This window comes from Kluyvera intermedia (assembly GCF_021440345.1).
In the GTDB taxonomy this organism is placed as follows: Bacteria; Pseudomonadota; Gammaproteobacteria; order Enterobacterales; family Enterobacteriaceae; genus Kluyvera; species Kluyvera intermedia_A.
On record NZ_JAKCNS010000006.1, the window covers coordinates 52,958 to 71,960 of the forward strand.

17 protein-coding genes are annotated in these 19,003 nt (G+C 56.9%); 9 read left to right on the plus strand and 8 right to left on the minus strand.

Translation table 11 applies throughout. The annotated features are described in order from the left end of the window. Positions 1–13 precede the first annotated feature (13 nt). Positions 14–646: a multifunctional acyl-CoA thioesterase I/protease I/lysophospholipase L1 gene (tesA, locus tag LZ634_RS01445; protein ID WP_234501964.1), complete on the minus strand. Its 633-nt coding sequence runs from the start codon at positions 644–646 to the stop codon at positions 14–16. Here tesA and ybbA point away from each other — a divergent pair. The 8 genes from ybbA (at position 614) to LZ634_RS01485 (ending at position 11,078) form a co-directional block, all read left to right on the plus strand. Further along, positions 614–1,300: a putative ABC transporter ATP-binding protein YbbA gene (gene ybbA, locus LZ634_RS01450; RefSeq protein WP_234501965.1), complete on the plus strand. Its 687-nt coding sequence runs from the start codon at positions 614–616 to the stop codon at positions 1,298–1,300. The genes tesA and ybbA overlap by 33 nt on opposite strands. Further along, on the plus strand, positions 1,297–3,711 hold the full coding sequence (gene ybbP / locus LZ634_RS01455) for a putative ABC transporter permease subunit YbbP (protein WP_234501966.1): 2,415 nt from the start codon (positions 1,297–1,299) through the stop codon (positions 3,709–3,711). The genes ybbA and ybbP overlap by 4 nt, the downstream gene beginning before the upstream one ends. Before the next feature lie 297 nt (positions 3,712–4,008). Next, positions 4,009–5,151, plus strand: a complete 1,143-nt coding sequence (locus tag LZ634_RS01460; protein WP_234501967.1) for a porin — start codon at positions 4,009–4,011, stop codon at positions 5,149–5,151. A 457-nt stretch (positions 5,152–5,608) separates the two neighbouring features. Next, the gene (locus LZ634_RS01465) at positions 5,609–7,198 is read left to right on the plus strand and encodes an ABC transporter substrate-binding protein (RefSeq protein WP_234501968.1); all 1,590 of its coding nucleotides are present in this window, start codon (positions 5,609–5,611) and stop codon (positions 7,196–7,198) included. A gap of 145 nt (positions 7,199–7,343) precedes the next feature. Next, positions 7,344–8,288 carry an ABC transporter permease gene (locus LZ634_RS01470; protein WP_234502029.1) on the plus strand — a complete coding sequence of 315 codons (945 nt, stop codon included), beginning with the start codon at positions 7,344–7,346 and terminating at the stop codon, positions 8,286–8,288. 6 nt (positions 8,289–8,294) lie between these two features. After that, positions 8,295–9,140, plus strand: coding sequence for an ABC transporter permease (locus LZ634_RS01475; protein WP_234501969.1), 846 nt, complete (start codon positions 8,295–8,297; stop codon positions 9,138–9,140). Next, a complete protein-coding gene (locus LZ634_RS01480) occupies positions 9,133–10,110 on the plus strand; it encodes an ABC transporter ATP-binding protein (RefSeq protein ID WP_234501970.1) in 978 nt (325 codons plus the stop codon). The genes LZ634_RS01475 and LZ634_RS01480 overlap by 8 nt, the downstream gene beginning before the upstream one ends. Further along, the gene (locus LZ634_RS01485) at positions 10,107–11,078 is read left to right on the plus strand and encodes an ABC transporter ATP-binding protein (RefSeq protein ID WP_234501971.1); all 972 of its coding nucleotides are present in this window, start codon (positions 10,107–10,109) and stop codon (positions 11,076–11,078) included. Before LZ634_RS01480 ends, LZ634_RS01485 begins: the two co-directional genes overlap by 4 nt. On the opposite strand, the gene mnmH is transcribed toward LZ634_RS01485, so the two are convergent. The 5 genes from mnmH to ppiB form a co-directional block, all read right to left on the minus strand. Next, on the minus strand, positions 11,075–12,163 hold the full coding sequence (mnmH, locus tag LZ634_RS01490; RefSeq protein WP_234501972.1) for a tRNA 2-selenouridine(34) synthase MnmH: 1,089 nt from the start codon (positions 12,161–12,163) through the stop codon (positions 11,075–11,077). The two genes, LZ634_RS01485 and mnmH, sit on opposite strands and share 4 nt — an antisense overlap. A 108-nt stretch (positions 12,164–12,271) precedes the next feature. Beyond that, on the minus strand, positions 12,272–13,339 hold the full coding sequence (purK, locus tag LZ634_RS01495) for a 5-(carboxyamino)imidazole ribonucleotide synthase (RefSeq protein ID WP_234501973.1): 1,068 nt from the start codon (positions 13,337–13,339) through the stop codon (positions 12,272–12,274). After that, positions 13,336–13,845, minus strand: coding sequence for a 5-(carboxyamino)imidazole ribonucleotide mutase (purE, locus tag LZ634_RS01500; RefSeq protein ID WP_234501974.1), 510 nt, complete (start codon positions 13,843–13,845; stop codon positions 13,336–13,338). The genes purK and purE overlap by 4 nt, the downstream gene beginning before the upstream one ends. 119 nt (positions 13,846–13,964) lie before the next feature. Then, a complete protein-coding gene (gene lpxH / locus LZ634_RS01505) occupies positions 13,965–14,687 on the minus strand; it encodes a UDP-2,3-diacylglucosamine diphosphatase (protein WP_234501975.1) in 723 nt (240 codons plus the stop codon). 3 nt (positions 14,688–14,690) lie between these two features. Then, complete coding sequence (gene ppiB, locus LZ634_RS01510) at positions 14,691–15,185, minus strand: peptidylprolyl isomerase B (RefSeq protein WP_234501976.1); 495 nt, start codon at positions 15,183–15,185, stop codon at positions 14,691–14,693. Between the two features lie 186 nt (positions 15,186–15,371). On the opposite strand from ppiB, the gene cysS reads away from it, so the two are divergent. Further along, positions 15,372–16,763: a cysteine--tRNA ligase gene (cysS, locus tag LZ634_RS01515; protein WP_234501977.1), complete on the plus strand. Its 1,392-nt coding sequence runs from the start codon at positions 15,372–15,374 to the stop codon at positions 16,761–16,763. Positions 16,764–16,808: 45 nt separating this feature from the next. On the opposite strand, the gene LZ634_RS01520 is transcribed toward cysS, so the two are convergent. Next, on the minus strand, positions 16,809–17,744 hold the full coding sequence (locus LZ634_RS01520; protein ID WP_414467721.1) for a LysR family transcriptional regulator: 936 nt from the start codon (positions 17,742–17,744) through the stop codon (positions 16,809–16,811). A gap of 23 nt (positions 17,745–17,767) precedes the next feature. Next, complete coding sequence (tsgA, locus tag LZ634_RS01525) at positions 17,768–18,973, minus strand: MFS transporter TsgA (protein ID WP_234501978.1); 1,206 nt, start codon at positions 18,971–18,973, stop codon at positions 17,768–17,770. Positions 18,974–19,003: the final 30 nt, after the last annotated feature.

Genomic DNA, 19,003 nt, shown 5'->3' on the forward strand with positions numbered 1-19,003 from the left:
TGAAGACACCGCTTTACTTTCCGGCGTCGTGATTAACTAATGGAGCCAGACGTGTCGCCATCCAGTCGGCAATAAACGGCTGGGCGTCACGGTTGGGATGGATGCCATCATCCTGCATCCACTGCGGTTTGAGATAAACCTCTTCCATAAAGAAGGGCAGCAGTGGAACGGTGAACTCGCTGGCAAGCTTCGGATACACGGCGCTAAAGGCCTCATTATAGCGGCGTCCATAGTTTGCGGGCAGACGAATTTGCATTAATAACGGTTGGACATTGGCTGCTTTGAGCTGCTGCAAAATGGTGCGCAGAGTTTGTTCAATCTGCTGCGGCGGAAAACCGCGCAGCCCATCGTTACCGCCAAGCTCCACGAGTACCCAGCGCGGCTGATGTTGTTTGAGCAGCGCGGGCAGGCGAGCCAGCCCCTGCTGCGCGGTGTCGCCGCTGATGCTGGCGTTGACGACCGTGGTTTTTGGCTGCCATTTATCGTTTAACAGGGCAGGCCAGGCGGTATTGCCCGCCATGCGATAGCCCGCGCTCAGGCTGTCACCCAGAACTAACAGCGTGTCCGCCGCCGCGGCGCGAAAGCTTAACAGAATCAAAAACAGGACAGGCAAATGCCAGCGGAAAACGTACTTGAAGTTCATCATCTTAAGAAATCCGTCGGTCAGGGGGAGCATGAGCTTTCCATCCTTACCGGAGTTAACCTGATTGTCAAACCGGCGCAAACCCTTGCTTTAATTGGCGAGTCTGGCTCCGGTAAGTCGACGCTGTTGGCTATCTTAGCCGGGCTGGATGACGGCAGTAGCGGCGAGGTTAAGCTGCTGGGCCATCCGCTGGACAAAATGGATGAAGAGGCGCGGGCACGTTTACGCGCTCAGCATATCGGTTTTGTCTTTCAATCGTTTATGTTGATTCCGACGCTGAACGCGCTGGAAAACGTTGAGCTGCCTGCGCTGCTGCGCGGCGAAAGCGATAAGCAGAGCCGACAGGGCGCAAACGCACTGCTTGAGCAACTGGGGCTGGGCAAGCGTCTGCACCATCTTCCGGCGCAGCTTTCCGGCGGTGAGCAGCAGCGCGTGGCGCTGGCGCGCGCCTTTAACGGCAGGCCCGATCTGCTGTTTGCCGATGAACCTACCGGCAACCTTGACCGCCATACCGGCGATAAAATTGCCGATCTGCTGTTTTCCCTAAACCGTGAACACGGCACCACGCTGATTCTGGTGACTCATGATGCCCAGCTGGCGGCGCGCTGCGATCGTCGCCTGCGCCTGGTCGATGGGCAACTGCGGGAGGAAGCATGATCCTACGCTGGTTCTGGCGCGAATGGCGTTCGCCGTCGCTGTTGATTGTCTGGCTGGCGCTCAGCCTGGCGGTGGCCTGCGTGCTGGCGCTGGGCAGCATCAGCGATCGCATGAATAAAGGGCTCAACCAGCAAAGCCGCGACTATATGGCCGGCGACCGGGCGCTGCGCAGTTCGCGTGAAGTGCTGCCCGCATGGCTGGAAAAAGCGCGTTCTCTGGGGCTGACGGTCGGTGAGCAGATTAACTTTTCCACCATGACCTGGGCGGGTGACACGCCGCAGCTGGCGGACGTAAAAGCGGTGGATGATAGCTATCCGCTGTACGGCGAGCTGCAAACGCTGCCGGCGAACGTCAAACCGCAGGCCGGTACGGTGCTGATGGCGCCGCGTCTGATGGCGCTGCTCAATCTGAAGACCGGCGACAATATCGACGTCGGTGACGCCACCCTGCGGATCGCTGGGGAAGTGTTGCAGGAGCCGGACAGCGGTTTTAATCCCTTCCAGATGGCCCCGCGGCTGATGATGAATCTGGCGGACGTCGCGAAAACCGGTGCGGTACAGCCCGGCAGCCGGGTGAGCTGGAACTACAAATTTGCCGGCACGCCAACGCAGCTGGCGAGCTACGAAAGCTGGCTGCTGCCGCAGCTTAAGCCGGAACACCGCTGGATTGGTCCGAATCAGGACGACGGAGCGTTAGGCAAATCGCTGCAGCGTTCACAGCAGTTTTTACTGCTGTCGGCGCTGTTAACGCTGCTGCTGGCGGTGGCCGCCGTGGCCGTGGCGATGGGCCATTACTGCCGCAGCCGCTACGATCTGGTGGCTATCCTCAAAACGCTGGGCGCTGGACGGGCGCAGCTGCGCAAGCTGATTATCGGCCAATGGGTGCTGCTGCTGGCGCTGTCGGCGCTGGCGGGCGGCGCAATGGGGCTGGTGTTTGAATCTATTTTGCTAACCCTGTTAAAACCGGTGCTGCCAGCGGCGTTACCGGCCGCCAGTGCCTGGCCGTGGCTTTGGGCCGTCGGCTCGATGACGGTGATTTCCCTGCTGGTAGGACTGCGCCCCTATCGTTTACTGCTGGCGACCCAGCCGCTGCGCGTACTGCGTCAGGATATGGTGGCCAGCGTCTGGCCGCTGAAAGTGTATCTGCCGGTGGTTTGCCTTATTACCGTGGCGCTGCTGGCGTGGTTGATGGGCGCTAGCCCGCTGCTGTGGTCGGTTCTGGCCGGGGCCGTGGTGCTGGCGGCGCTGTGTGGGCTGGTGGGCTGGCTGCTGCTGAAAGTGCTGAAACGCCTGACGCTGCGCGCGCTGCCGCTGCGGCTGGCGGTCAACCGCCTGCTGCGCCAGCCGTGGTCAACGTTGAGCCAACTGGCGGCTTTCTCGCTGTCGTTTATGCTGCTGGCCCTGCTGCTGGTGCTGCGTGGCGATCTGCTGGACCGCTGGCAGCAGCAGCTGCCGCCGGAAAGTCCGAACTACTTCCTGATTAACATTGCCCCGGAGCAGGTGAGTGAGGTGAAAACCTTCCTCGCCGAACATCAGGTGATCCCTGCGGCGTTCTACCCAATTGTGCGCGCCCGACTGACGCAGATTGATGGCCACAGCACGGAAGGCAATAAAGATGAGTCGCTGAACCGCGAGCTGAACTTAACCTGGCAAAACCAGCGGCCGGAACATAACCCGCTGGTGGCGGGCGTGTGGCCGCCGAAGGCCGGGGAGGTGTCGATTGAAGAGGGGCTGGCGCAGCGGCTGAATATTGGCCTCGGCGATAGCGTGACCTTTACCGGCGATACTCAGGACTTTACCGCTAAGGTCAGCAGCATTCGGAAAGTGGACTGGGAGAGCCTGCGGCCAAACTTCTTCTTTATCTTCCCTGACGGCGCGCTGGACGGCCAGCCGCAAAGCTGGCTGACCAGCTTCCGCTGGGATCGCGATACGTCACTGTTGACCCAGCTTAACCGCGAGTTCCCGACGGTGAGCCTGTTGGATATCGGTGCCATTCTGAAGCAGGTCGGCCAGGTACTGGCGCAGGTCAGCCGGGCGCTGGAAGTGATGGTGGTGCTGGTGACCGCGTGCGGCGTGCTGCTGCTGTTGGCGCAGGTTCAGGTGAAGATGCGCCAGCGTCATCAGGAGCTGGTGGTCTATCGTACGCTGAGTGCTGGCAAATCGCTGCTGCGTGCCACGCTGTGGGCTGAGTTTGCGCTACTCGGCGCGATTTCCGGTCTGGTGGCAGCCATCGGGGCGGAAACCGCGCTGGCTCTGCTGCAAAGCAAGGTGTTTGATTTCCCGTGGACGCCGGACTGGCGGTTGTGGGTAGCGCTGCCGGTGTGCGGGGCGCTATTGCTGTCGCTGTGCGGCGGCGGGCTGGGGCTGCGGTTGCTGAAAGGGCGGGCGCTGTTCCGCCAGTTCGCCAGCTAACTCAGGTTTGTCCTGTTATGACGCTTATCCGGGCCGGATAAGCGTCTCTCTCCATCCGTCTTCACAGGATGACCGCAGGGGAAACCGCTCATCTGGCCGACAAACTCTCCACGCGCGTTCGCCCGAACGGCATAAAATTGCCCATCCTTTCATCAATTTGTCTTTTTTACGGCACCATTCGGTAAATCTGGAAACCTAAAGCGCACGTTTCATTAAAAATCAGCGAGGTGCAATTTATTAATAAACGATAATATTTGTTAGCCAGATAGTTGGCTCGAAATCTATCAAGGAACAATAATGACTATAAAAATGAAAGCACTGGCGTTATCGATCGGTGCTGCAGTGGCATTGACGTCTTTCGCATCCCAGGCTGAAATTACCCTGCTTAAGCAGGATCCTCAGGCTGGTAATCCGCTGAGCCGTCTGAACTTCACCGTCGGCGGGAGTATCCGTCCACAGTTCAACATGATGACCGGTGACGGCGACAAAGGCTCTTACAAACGTAATGGCTTTGATGGCGGCACTCGTTTCCGTTTCGCAGCAGATTACTACCTGTTCGACGATATTAGCTGGGTCAGCTACTACGAACTGGGTGTGAATATTCCTGCGGTCTTCGACTGGGATAACCACTACGCCGAAGGCGCAAACGACACCACCCGTCGTATGCTTTACACCGGCCTGAAGAGCGATACCTGGGGTACGCTGACCTTCGGTCAACAAAACAGCATCTACTACGATGTGGTCGGTGCGAAAACCGATATCTGGGACTATGACATGATTGGTCAGGCATCAGGTAACGGTATCAACGGTGACTACGATGGTTCTTATCGTACCCGTAAATCTCTGAAGTATAAGAAAACCGTAGGCGATGTTGATCTCTACGCTTCTTACCTGTTCAGCGATGATCTGAACCTGAACAACGGCCTGATGTACAAACGTAAAGGCGGCGGTTCACTGGGTGTCGATTACCACATCACTGACGATCTCTCCTGGGGTACTGCATGGAACTATACCCGTGCGGACATGAGCAACATCAACAACAGCGACGGCAAAACCTACGATCAGAACATCGTTGGTACCGCACTGAGCTGGACGCCTGACAACTGGACCTTCTCCGTTGGCGGCGGCTGGTATCAGAACTTCATGACCACCAAGAAATCGTCCGTTCACGATTACTTCGCCGGTGATGCATGGGGTGTGGAATACTTCGCGGGTTACAAAATCCCGGTTGGCCAGTACGCGCTTAAATCCGTTCAGCCATACTTCATGGGTGACCGTATTGAATACGTGAATGGTCGCAACTACCAGCGCATCGATAACGGCGTGGGTATCAGCTTCCAGCTGGATTATGGTTTCCGTGTTGATTACGAACACGTGTTTACCTCCAGCACCGATGACCTGGGTGATATGAACCTGGTGCGTCTGCGTTACGATTTCTAATCGTAAGCACATAACCCTTCTCGCGGCTTCAGCATTGGCGGTGTGACGGGTTTTGTGAATGAAAGGGCGGCGTTGGCCGCCCTTTGCATAGTTTATTTTCAACTTTCCTTAGCTAAAAAACGTCTAGCTTCTGCCGCCATTCCCGCTTTTTTGTTACACATCAGCTGGTTATAATTTCGCTCCTCAACTACCCCTGTTTTTCATTTCATGTTGTCGACAGCAGAGCTTTATCTGTCTGTAAATTCTGACTTTTCTATTCTGTATGGAATTGTGAAGCGGTTAACAAGGTGAAGGGGATTCAATTGCGTGCCTATTGTTAAGGCGCTTATATACCGAGTTAACTATAAAACCGGGTATTCAACTCGCGCCACGCTGTTGAAAGAAATGTGGGTCACCGGTCCGTCGGTTTATTTCTTTGCAGGAATAATAATTTTAAAGGGTAAGGAGTTAATGACGTATGCGTAAATTATTCATCCCCGCGGCATTTATTTCACTGGCGTTGGGACTCACCGGGTGTGACGACGCAAAAAATAAAGACACCGCGAATACCCCGGCAGCCAGCAGCAGTGCGGCAAAAGACGGTGGTTCGCTGATTATTGGTATTACCTCCGGCGACCCGCTGGCGGTGAATCCGATTTACGCCAGCGACCGCACCACGCTGACCATCATGCAGGCGCTGTACGCACCGCTGTATAGCTATAACGACGGAAAAATTGAGTGGGGCCTGGCGGAAAGTCTTGAGCCATCCGCCGATAACCTGAGCTATATCCTCAAGCTCAAACCGAATCTGAAATGGCAGGACGGCCAGCCGATCACCGCCGCTGACGTAGTCTTCACCTTCGATAAACTACTGGACGAAAAACAGCACAGTTTCTTCCGCAGCATGTTTATGTTTGGCGGCAAACCGGTGCAGGTGAGTAAAGTTGATGACCTCACCGTGAAATTTACTCTGCCGCAGGTGAGCGCGGCGTTTGTCGGCACGCTGGTACAGATCTACCCGATCCCGCAGCATGTGTTTGCCAATGAAGGCGATCTGGAAAAAAGCAGCAAAAACGATGTGCCGGTGGGCTCCGGCCCGTTCAAATTTAAAGAGTATCGCGCGGGCCAGTACTATGCCCTGACGCGTTTCGATGATTACTGGAACGGCAAAGCCAAGCTGGATTCCGTGACCTATCGTTTTGCCAAAGACAGCAACTCGGCAAACCTGGCGCTGCAAAACGGCGAAATCAACCTCAAGATGGTCGACCCACAGGACGTTTCCCGTCTGACTAAGACCGATAAATTCAACTTTGTGGTCTACCCGGAAGGGCGTCTGGCGTACATGACCTTTAACCAGAACGTACCGGCGCTGAAAAGCAAAGAACTGCGCCAGGCGATTGCCTATGCGATTAATAAAAACGATCTGGTGACCACTGCCTTTACCTCAACGGACTACGCGAAGCCGGCAACCTCCTTCCTGACGCCGGATACGCTGTACCATTCTGACGATGTCGATCAGTACGCCTACGATCTGCAAAAAGCCAAAGATCTGCTGAAAGCCTCCGGCGCACCGAGCGATCTGAAGCTGCGTCTGGCCTATATCAACACCAATAAAACGCAGGAAAGCATGGGGCTGTATATCCAGCAGCAGCTGAAAGCGCTGGGGCTCAACGTCGAGCTGATGCCGCTGGATGCCAACGCCATGTCGCAACGAAGCCTGGATATGAACAACACCTCGTATGAGCTGAGCCTCGGCGGGTACATCATGGGCGCTGAGCCGGACGGCTATAAATCGCTGTTTATGAGCAACGAAGCCTACAACTATGCGCACTACAAAAATCCGCAGTTCGATGCGCTGTGGGATAAAGGCTCGGTCGAAACGGACAGCGTTAAACGCGGTGAAATCTATAAGCAAATCCAGCAGGTTGTTGCCACCGACATGACCTACTACCCAATTGCCTACACCAACGCGGTGGTGGCGGTTGATAAACGCTTCGGCGGCACCAAAGAAGCCGAGCCGAAACCGGTCTATATGTTCCAGGATTTATCGAAGATCTATCAAAAATAAAAATGATGTACGCTTTGTTCCCTCTCCCCTTTGGGGAGAGGGTTAGGGTGAGGGGATTCTGGCACTGAGTCGCTGGAGAGCCTCACCCCGGCCCACTCCCTGGAAGGGAGAGGGGAAAAGGCGTTAAGGGAATGTCGTGAACACAATGCTGACACGTCGGCTGCTGCAGCTGCTGCCGATGCTTTTCTTTATCTCGCTGGTGGCGTTTTTGCTGGTCAAACTCGCCCCCGGAGACCCCATCCAGGCGTACATCACGCCGCGTATGTCGCCGGAAGATATTGAGCGTATTCGCCATAGCCTTGGGCTGGATAAACCGCTGGTGACTCAGTATCTGCTGTGGCTGAAAAATATTCTGCACGGCGATCTGGGCTATTCGCTGATTTACCACCGCCCGGTGTTGGAGATGATCCTCGAACGCATTCCCGCCACCCTCGGTCTGATGGGCGCTTCATTGCTGCTGGCGATTGTGCTGGCGATACCGCTAGGCCTGCTGGCCGGTGCGTTTAAGCATCGTTGGCTGGACTACGTGCTGAATCTGTTCGCCTATATCGGTATTTCAGTGCCGATCTTCTGGTTCGGTATTTTGCTAATTACCGTTTTCGCCGTGCAGCTCAACTGGTTTCCCAGCATGGGGATGCGCACCATTGGCGTTGAAGATAGTTGGCTTGATGTTATGCGCCACGGTGTGCTGCCGTGTATCGCGCTGACGTTTTATAACCTCTCAACCTACGTGCGCTACGTGCGTTCTAACACCATTACCCAGCTGTCGGCTGACTATGTGCAGACGCAGCTGGCCTATGGCGCGACCTATCGCACGATTTTGTTCCGCCACGTGTTGAAAAACGTCCTGCTGCCGGTGATTACCCTGTTCGGCCTGTCGTTTGGTGAGCTGGTGGTCGGCGCGTACGTGACCGAAAGCGTCTTCTCCTGGCCGGGGATGGGACTTTTGGGGATCCAGGCGATCACTTCGCTGGACTATCCGCTGATCATGGCGATTATCCTGCTGTCATCGCTGATGCTGATCGTCGGCAATCTGCTGGCCGATCTGCTGTATCGCTTTGCCGATCCCCGCATTCGTACAATGAGGTAACCGACGATGAATCGACGCTGGCAAAACGTTCGCCACCAGCTCCGCCGCAATCGTCCGGCGCAGTTTTCCCTGCTGGTTTTGTTTATCTTTGTGGTCGCGGCGTTTGCCGCGGGCTTCAGTCCTTACGATCCGGATCAAATGTCGCTGGCCGCCCGCATGCTGCCGCCCGATGGCGCACACTGGTTTGGCACCGATGAATATGGTCGCGACTATTTCACCCGCGCGCTTTCCGGTGGCCGCATCTCGCTGATGGTTGGCTTTCTGGCGATGTTGTTTTCCACGCTGATTGGCACGGTCGTCGGCACCATTAGCGGCTATTTTGGCGGCTGGCTGGATAACCTGATGATGCGCGCGGTGGATATTCTGATGGCGATCCCGGCTTTCTTCCTGCTGCTGGTGCTGAACGCCTATCTGAAGCCCGGTGTGGACAACATCATTATGATTATCAGCCTGTTGACGTGGATGAACATGTCGCGGCTGGTGCGCGCGGAAACCCTGTCTATCAAGGAACGCGAGTACGTTCTCTACGCCCGCGCCTCCGGGGAAAACCCGCTGCGCATTATTGTCCGGCATATTATTCCCGGCGTAATGCCGACGATTATCGTAGCCGCGACGCTCAATATTGCTTCGGCAATTCTCATGGAGTCGACGCTGAGCTTCCTCGGCCTTGGCGTCCAGCAGCCCGCCGCATCGTGGGGCAGTATGCTCAATAACGCCCAGTCGTATATCGGCGAGGCCTCCTGGCTTGCCATGTTCCCGGGCATTTTGATTCTGCTGACCGTTTTTAGCTTTAACGTACTTGGCGACGTGTTCCGCACCGCCTTCGAACCGGGGGCCAACCGCGATGCCTGACTTACTTGAGCTTGATAACCTGAAAACCTCGTTTTTCACCCGCGATGGGGAAGTTCACGCGGTGCGTGGCGTCAGTTTTGCGCTTAACGCCGGAGAACTGGTCGGCATCGTCGGAGAATCCGGGTGCGGCAAAAGCGTAACCTGTAAATCGATTCTTCAACTGCTGGGCAATAACGGCAAAATCACCGGCGGTAGCGTGCGTTTTCGCGGTGACGATTTGGCGCAGAAAACGCCGCAGCAGATGCGACAAATCCGTGGTAACGACATCGCGATGATTTTCCAGGATCCGATGACCGCGCTGAATCCGGTGTTGACGATTGGCCGGCAGATGACGGAAATCCTGATGCGCAATAAAGGACTAAGCCGCAAAGCCGCCAACGAAAAGGCGCTGGCGATGCTGGAAAGCGTGGGTATTGCCGATGCGCCGCGGCGCTTTAAGCAATATCCGCATGAATTCAGCGGCGGGATGCGCCAGCGGGTGATGATTGCCATCGCGCTCTCCTGTGACCCGCAGCTGCTGATTGCCGACGAGCCGACCACCGCGCTGGACGTCACCATTCAGGCGCAAATTCTGCGGCTGTTGAAATCGCTGCAGCAGCAAACCCAGGCGGCAATTTTGCTGATTACCCACGACCTTGGCGTGGTGGCGCAGATGTGCAGCCGCGTGGTGGTGATGTACGGCGGGCTGGTGATGGAAGAGGGCAGCGCCGAAGACATTTTCCTGCGCCCAGCGCACCCGTATACCCAGGGGCTGCTGGCCTCGTTACCCCGCGCCGATGACCCAGAGCACCGGCTGTCGCCGATTGAAGGCTCCCCGCCGGGGTTACTGAACCCGCCGCCGGGCTGCCCGTTTGCTGAACGCTGCTCGCAGCGTATGCCGCAGTGCGCGGCGCAGCCTGCGTTTCGTCAATGTGGTGCAGGCCATCGGGTCGCGTGTTGGTTATCGGCAGAACAGGAGGTATCGGCATGAGCGAGGCACCGTTAATTCGTCTGCGCGAGGTGCGGAAACATTATGCCCTTAATGGCGGCATCTTCAGCCAAAAACGGGTGGTAAAAGCCGTTGATGGCGTCAGCTTTGATATTCAGCCGGGCGAAACCTTCGGCCTGGTGGGGGAGTCCGGCTGCGGTAAATCAACGGTCGGGCGGTCGATTCTGCGGCTGTTTGATATCACCTCGGGTGACATCGAATTCGCCGGGCAGGATATTGCGCAGGCATCGGAGAAAACGCTCAAGCCGTTACGCCGCCGGATGCAGGCTATTTTCCAGGACCCGTGGTCGTCGCTTAACCCCGGTATGACGGTACAGCAGCTGGTGGCGGAGCCGATGAAAATTCACGGCTATGACGCGCATACCCAGCGCGAGCGCGCCGAGGAAATGCTCTACAAAGTGGGGCTTAAGCCCGAGCATCTGACCCGTTTCCCGCATGAGTTCAGCGGCGGACAGCGCCAACGCATCAGCATTGCCCGTGCGCTGTCGGTGCGCCCGGAGTTTGTGCTGTGCGATGAGCCACTGTCGGCGCTGGATGTGTCGGTGCAGGCGCAGGTAGTAAACATTTTGCAGGACCTGCAGCAGGAGCTGGGGCTGACCTATCTGTTTATCGCCCATGACCTGTCGATGGTGCGGCATATCTCCAGCCGCATTGGGGTGATGTATCTCGGTAAGCTGGTGGAGGTGGCGCCGGCAGGCGAGCTGTACCAGCGTCCGGCGCATCCGTATACGCAGGCGCTGCTGGCCTCAGTGCCGGTGGCCGATCCGCGTATTCAGCAACTGGACGACGGCGGGTTAAAAGGCGAAATCCCCAGCCCTACGGCGGAACTGCGCGGCTGCCGTTTTTGCAGCCGCTGCCCGCACGTCATGCCGCAGTGCCAGCAGCAGGAGCCGCCGATGCGCGAAATCGCTCCGCGCCACTTTGCGGCCTGCTGGCTATTTAAAGCTTAAGGGTGCGAAGAGAGCCAACTCACGACGTCTTCTGATGTCCCCCGGAAGACAATTTTGTCGGCTTTCTTCTCCAGCTGATAGCGGTACATCGGGTCGTAATACTCGTTAAGCAGCGGTACCAGCCAGGCGAAATGCGCTTCGGTGGAGCCGCTGCGCCGCTGCTCGGCCAGAGATTCGTCGAGGGTGGCGGTCAGTTCGGCAAAACGCTGCAGCCCCAGACGGCGGCGGATGGCGAACAGGCCGTGATGCAGATAGGCGCTGTACTCTTGCCAGACCTGTTCCTCACCGTAGGCGGCGAAAAAATCGTGGTGCATGCGGGTGAAATACTCTTCCCGCAGGCGCTCGATGCGCAGCTCAAACGGATCTTCCACCACCGCGATAGGCGACTGCGCCATACGGTCGCGCAGGCATTCCGGTAGGTGGTTCGCGCCAATCATCCGGCCCTCATCTTCCAGCACCCAACGCACGCGCTCCTGCTCATGCGCGCCTTGCAGCAGCGCCGTTGCCAGATGGTTCTCAAAGGTGGCCTGCGAGAACTGGGCGTTGAGCGTGCGGCCAAACGAGGAGCCGCGATGATGCGCCAGCCCTTCAAGGTCGATTCCCTGCGGCTGCTGGCGAACCAGCGGCGTTTTACCATTGCCGGTACAGCCGCCGATAAGGATTATCGGATGGCGGACCAGCTCCTCGGTGGCCTTAATCGCCGCCTGGCGCAGGGCCTTATAACCGCCGGTGATGAGCGGATAATCGATGCCGTACTCTTTTATCCAGCTTTGCGTAATATGCGAACGCTGCCCGCCGCGGGCGCAGCACAGGTAGCCGTTCGGGGCGTCACGGCAGGCGTCCAGCCAGGCCGCAATGCGCTGCTGGCGCGTTTCACCGGCAACCAGCTTATGCCCCAGCGCCAGCGCGGCGTCTGCACCTTCGCGTTTATAGCAGGTGCCGACGGCGGCGCGCTCTTCGTCGGTCATCAACGGCAGGTTAACGGCGGCGGGCATTGCGCCCTGAGCGAACTCAACCGGTGCGCGAACGTCAATGATGGGCGTTTCCGCGCGCAGAATGGCGCAGTAATCCGTCCCATTATTCATGGGGAAATCCTTCTGTGAACAAAGTGGGGGTATTGCGGTTACGGCGGGATTTTACGCTTCAAGGAGGGGGCCGGGGAAGCGTAAGTTGCTTTCCCCGGCACTAAAGGCCTATTTCAGCCGGGTTTGCGCCCAGGCGATGCCGCTGGCGTACTCGACCGGCAGCAGGGGAACCAGCGCTTCCAGCGTGGCGGCGAGACGGCCGGTATCGCTGTCATTGAGATTCAGGTGACCCACTTTACGGCCCTCGCGAACGTCTTTGTCGTACCAGTGCAGGTGCACCAGCGGCAGCTTCAGCCAGTCATAGTTCAGATCGGTACCAATCAGGTTGACCATCACCGACGGGCTGTTGACCACCGGCGGTGGCAGCGGCAGATCGGTAATCGCCCGCAAATGCAGTTCGAACTGGCTGATGGAAGCACCGTTCTGCGTCCAGTGGCCGCTGTTGTGCACGCGCGGGGCCAGCTCGTTTATCAGCAGACCGGCAGGCGTTACGAAGCACTCCATCGCCATCACGCCCACATAGTTCAGCTCTTGCATAATGGCGGAAAGCATTGTTTCTGCCTGCGCCTGCTGCTGAGCATCTGCCTGCGGGAAGGCGACGCTCATGCGCAGAATGCCGTCCTGATGCAGGTTGTGGGTCAGGGGATAGAACACGGTGCTACCGTCGTGCGCACGCGCGCCGACCAGTGACACTTCGCCAGAGAAGTTAATGCCTTGCTCAACGATGCACTCGCCGTAGCAATCGTCCGGCAGCTGAGCGGTTTCGTTAGCGCGCAGACGCCACTGGCCGCGGCCATCGTAGCCGCCGGTGCGGCGTTTCACGATCGCCAGCTCGCCCAGACGGTCAAAGACCGCTGGCCATTCACCGGCGTTCGCCAGCAGCTGCCACGGCGCGGTAGCAAGACCGAGCTTATCGAAAAGCTGCTTTTGCGTCAGACGGTCGGCAATAATCGGGAACACGTCGCGGTTAACAAATGCTTTATGTTCCGCCAGTTCGCGGGTTAACGCGGTTTCTGGCCAGCGCTCAATCTCAGCGGTAATGACGCTTTGCTGAAACGGCACGGCGGCCGGGTCGGCTTCTAAACCCACGGGCCAGACGGCAATGCCCAGTGGCTCACCGGCCTGGCGTAACATCCGGCCTAGCTGACCGTTGCCGAGTACGCAAACCTGTTTCATGCCGCACCTCGCGGATCGGGATTATCCAGCACTTCGTCGGTTTGCGCTTTACGCCAGTCCTGCAAACGTTGATGCAGCGCTTCGTCGTGCTGGGCAAGGATCTGTGCGGCGAGCAGGGCGGCATTGGCGGCGCCTGCTTTGCCAATCGCCAGCGTGCCAACCGGGATCCCGCGCGGCATTTGCACAATAGAGTAGAGGCTATCAACGCCGCTTAACGCCGCGCTCTGTACCGGAACACCCAGCACCGGAACCAGGGTTTTAGCCGCAATCATACCGGGTAAATGCGCAGCGCCACCGGCACCGGCAATAATCACCTGATAACCGTTGCTTTCGGCTTCTTCAGCGAAGCTGAACAGTTTATCGGGGGTGCGGTGGGCGGAAACCACTTCAACGTGGTGAGGAACATTCAGAATATCGAGGATTTCTGCGGTGAACTGCATGGTTGCCCAGTCACTTTTGGACCCCATCACGATGGCGATACGTACCGGATTATTGCGGGAAGACATACGTCTTAAAACTCCTGTGGGTGTGCTGCACACGACGTTAGAGGCCACAGAGAATAACACGGAAAATGGGCAAGGAAAACGGTTGCGTAGCCTTCGTTAGGCGGAATCAGGTGGAAAAATTAAAACGGGAAGGGGATAAGTTCGACGTCGTCCGGGCTGACTTTGACCATCGAGCCGTGGCTATGCCAGGCGCCGAGTACCACGCGATGCGCCGTTTCGCCGTTGGCGTTGAGCGTATGGATATCCGGACGATGAGTATGCCCGTGAATCAGCCACTGCACGTGATGTTTTTCCATCACCGCCGCAACCGCCTGTGGGTTCACATCCATAATCTCCATCGACTTGCTGCTGTTAGCCGCTTTGCTGTCGTTACGCATTTTCTGCGCGATGCGGCGACGGATAAACAGCGGCAGGGCAAGGAACAGGGTTTGGATCCACGGGGTGTGGACTTTGGCGCGAAACGCCAGATAGCCGGGATCGTCGGTGCACAGGGTGTCACCGTGCATAATCAGCACGTCACGGCCGTAGAGATTCAGGACTTTTTCTTCAGGGAGCAGCTGCATGCCGCTCTCGCGAGCGAAACGCTTGCCGATCAGAAAATCACGGTTGCCGTGAATGAAATAGCAGGGAACGCCGGAATCGACTAATGATTTGATTGCCGTCGCGATTTCCCGGTGTAGCGGGTTGGGATCGTCGTCGCCAATCCAGGCTTCAAACAGGTCGCCCAGAATGTACAGCGCATCGGCGCTGCGTGCTTCACCGGCTAAAAAACGCAGAAAACCGGCGGTGATCGCCGGTTCTTCTGTTTGCAGATGCAAATCTGCAATAAAGAGTGTCGCCACCAATTACTCGCTGACGGTCACGCTTTCGATGATAACGTCTTCTTTAGGAACGTCCTGATGCATGCCGCTACGACCGGTAGAGACCGCTTTGATTTTATCAACAACGTCCATGCCTTCTGCGACTTCAGCGAAGACACAGTAGCCCCAACCCTGCAGGCTTTCGCCGGAGAAGTTCAGGAAGTCGTTGTCTGCCACGTTGATGAAGAACTGGGCGGTCGCAGAGTGCGGAGCCTGAGTACGGGCCATCGCCAGCGTACCACGGGTGTTTTTCAGACCGTTGTTAGCTTCGTTTTTGATCGCTTCTTTGGTGGCTTTCTGGTTCATGCCCGGCTCGAAGCCGCCGCCCTGAATCATAAAGCCATTGATAACACGGTGGAAAATCGTGTTGTTGTAGAAACCTTCGCGGCAGTAGTCCAGGAAGTTTTTAACTGTTTCCGGCGCTTTGTCGTCGAACGTTTTGATGACGATATCGCCGTGATTAGTGTGGAAAGTAACCATTTCTGCATCCTGTTCCGTATTAGAGTGGTGCTTTAGCCCGCAGTTTAGCGGCATATAGGTGCCTGTTATAGCATAACCGACGACATCGATCACCTTGCATTGTGTGCTGCTTCCGGGTTGAATTACGGGTAGAATATGCCGTTTCAGGCGAAAGCCCGGTTCACACACGTAAACATGGAATTCTCGATGCTAAAAATCTTCAACACAATGACGCGCCAAAAAGAGGAATTTAAGCCTATTCACGCCGGTGAAGTCGGCATGTACGTGTGTGGTATCACCGTTTACGATCTCTGTCATATTGGCCATGGCCGTACTTTTGTCTCTTTTGACGTGGTGGCACGCTACCTGCGTTTTCTCGGCTATAAGCTGAAGTACGTGCGCAATATCACCGATATCGACGACAAAATCATCAAACGCGCTAACGAAAACGGCGAAAGTTTTGTCGCCCTGGTTGACCGCATGATCGTTGAGATGCACAAAGATTTCGACGCGCTGAATATTCTGCGTCCGGACAGCGAGCCGCGTGCAACCCACCACATCGCTGAAATCATCGAAATCACCGAGCGGCTGATTGCCAAAGGCCACGCCTATGTCGCAGACAACGGCGACGTGATGTTCGATGTCCCAACCGATGCGGATTACGGCAAGCTGTCGCGCCAGGATCTGGACCAGCTGCAGGCCGGGGCCCGCGTTGATGTGGTTGACGTTAAACGTAACCCAATGGACTTCGTGCTGTGGAAAATGTCGAAAGAGGGCGAACCAAGCTGGCCGTCCCCGTGGGGCGCAGGCCGTCCGGGCTGGCACATCGAATGTTCGGCGATGAACTGCAAACAGTTGGGCAACCATTTTGATATTCACGGCGGCGGATCTGATCTGATGTTCCCGCACCATGAAAACGAAATCGCCCAGTCCACCTGTGCGCACGATGGCGAATACGTTAATTACTGGATGCACTCCGGAATGGTGATGGTTGACCGCGAGAAGATGTCAAAATCGCTGGGTAACTTCTTTACCGTGCGCGACGTGCTGAAATATTACGACGCTGAAACCGTGCGTTACTTCCTGATGTCCGGCCACTACCGCAGCCAGCTGAACTACAGCGAAGACAACCTGAAACAGGCCCGTTCCGCGCTGGAGCGTCTGTATACTGCACTGCGCGGCACGGCACACTCAGACGTTGAATTTGCGCGTAGCGCGCAGTACGTCGAGCGCTTTAAAGAAGCGATGGATGACGATTTCAACACGCCGGTGGCCTACGCGGTGCTATTTGATTTAGCCAAAGAAGTGAATAACGCCAAACAGGCGGGTAATAGCGAAGAAGCAAACTCCGCAGCGACCTGTCTGCGTACGCTCGCCGCCGTGCTGGGACTGCTGGAGCAGGATGCCGAAGCGTTCCTGCAAAGCGGTGCTCAGGCTGACGACGGTGAAGTGGCGGAAATTGAAGCTTTGATCCAGCAACGCCTGGATGCGCGTAAAGCCAAAGATTGGGCCGCAGCCGACGCCGCGCGTGACCGTCTCAACGAGATGGGTATCGTGCTGGAAGATGGCCCGCAGGGCACCACCTGGCGCCGTAAGTAAGTTTTTCCCCTCTCTCCATCGGGGAGAGGGGCTTTCCCTCCAGCACTAACGCCCCTGAAGTCCTGCAATAAACTCCGTGAGAAGATCTGACAGCGGTTCGTCATACCACAACGCATAAAGATCGGCCGGAACGGCCTCTTCCAGCGCCAGAAAACGTACCCCCGGCCAGTGGATCAGCCCGCAGGTTTCCGGGAGCAGCGATAATCCCATTCCCGCGCTGACCAGCGCTAACGCCGTTTGCGGCTCATTCACCTGATGGGCGATCAGCGGATAAAAGCCGGCTTCCACGCAGTGGTCCTGGAGCTGGCGGGCAAAGTCACTTTGATGAAAGGCGAGTGAGATAAGCGGCCTGCCGGAGAGGGCGGTTAAGGGCACTTTACCGAACTGGCACAGCGGATCGTTTTCCGGCACGGCCAGCGCGACCGATTCATGCGCGATGAGCTGATTACGAATATGGTCTTCGGCATAGGGCAGTACGTTACGGTTAATCGCGATATCAATCGTACGGGCTCGCAGGGCGGCAATTTGCTTATGCTGCGACAGCTCATGCAGGCTCCACTCCACATCAGGATAGCGCGCCTTAAAACTTTTGAGCCGCGTCAGTAACGTCCCCCACAGTGCGCTGCCGATAATGCCAATACTGATGTGTTGATTTGCGCTACGACCAATTTGCCGAACATAGTTGAGTGAATGCTCTGTGGCATTGAGGATGCGGTCCACCTCGGTTTTTAAAACCTGGCCTGCGCGAGTTAAGGTCACGCGACGGCTGGTTCGCTCAAAAAGTTTGGTTTCCAGCGTCTCTTCCAGCTCTTTAATTTGTATGCTCAACGGCGGCTGAGAAATGTTCAGCCGGGCCGCCGCACGTCCGAAATGCAGCTCTTCGGCCAGCACCTGAAAATAGCGCAGCGCGCGGATATTAATACGATTATTCGTCAGGGCATCGGTCATGTTTTGTTTGGGAAAAAGAGGAGGGAAGCCCATCATGCCGCCCTCCTTTTTTGTTGTCAAACCGCCGCCTGTGCGGGGGAATGCAGGCGTTCCGCCCGGTTACAAACAATGGCGACCACCAGAACCAGCAGCAGGACAGCGTAAGAGAATGTGGCGGTATTCAGCGCGCCGTGCAGGCCATAGCGCGAGTTCACCAATGAAGATACGCTGGCGAACAGCAGCGTGCCCACCGTGCCGCAGGTCAGCAACGCGGAGATGAGCGTCGGGGAGCTTTGGCTAACCTGCAGCGAGCCGTAGCTCATCAGACCGGAAAACAGCCCGGAATTGAAGAAACCGAAGATAGCGCAGGCCAGCAGAATCAAAGTGGTATTGCCGCTGTTAGCAATGACAACAATGGCTATCAGCCCTATGCCGGTGCAGCCGAGCAGGAAGGTGCGCAGCTTCATCCACTTCACGGTAAATTGATTGAGGAACAGACCTATAGCTTTCGCCACCCAGTACACGGTGGTGTACAGCGCTGCGTCCTGCGGCAGGATATTGAAACGAGATTGCAGATAGCCCGGCGTCCACATGGTGAAAATCGGCTCGGCCAGCAGGAAGGCGAACAGAGCAAAACAGATTAAGTAAATTGACGTGCCCCACGGCTCGCGAGCGGCGGTCGTGCTGTGTTGTTGCGCCGCCGCGGCTTCGGTTGCCGGGAAGCGGCAGCGAAGGGTCAGCGCCAGCATCAACGCGCCCAAGCCGCCCATAATCCTGTACATCGCTACCCAACTGGCACCCATGCGGAACAGCCAGGCCAGCAGGAAAGAGAGCGTCGCCCCGGCCAGGCTAAAAAAGAAGTCGGTAAAAATAAGGCTGGAGGAGCGGCTCTTTTCATCCGGATTAATACGCACCACCAGATAGCTGCCAATGGTCATGAAAATCCCGCCACAGGCACCGATACCGGCAACGGCGAAGCTGAACATGGTGAGCGTCGGGGCGACGAAGAGAATCGCACTGATAAGCACCGTCAGCGCGGCGGCAATCACCAGCGGCTTTTGTAGCCCCCATTTGCGCATCAGAATGCCGCCCAGCATGATAGGGATAAACATGCCGATGTTCATTAGCGTAAAGACCTGGCCGATAAAACTCGGATCTTTATGGAATGCGGCGCACAGCGGGCCGAGGACGATGCCGAGAGTGGAGACCAGCGCGCCGACGAAGTAATAGCTCAGATACGAGACGGCATTTAAATTATGACGAGAATATGAAGCGTCTGACATAAACATCTCTCCGGGCAGGCAGCGAGCTGC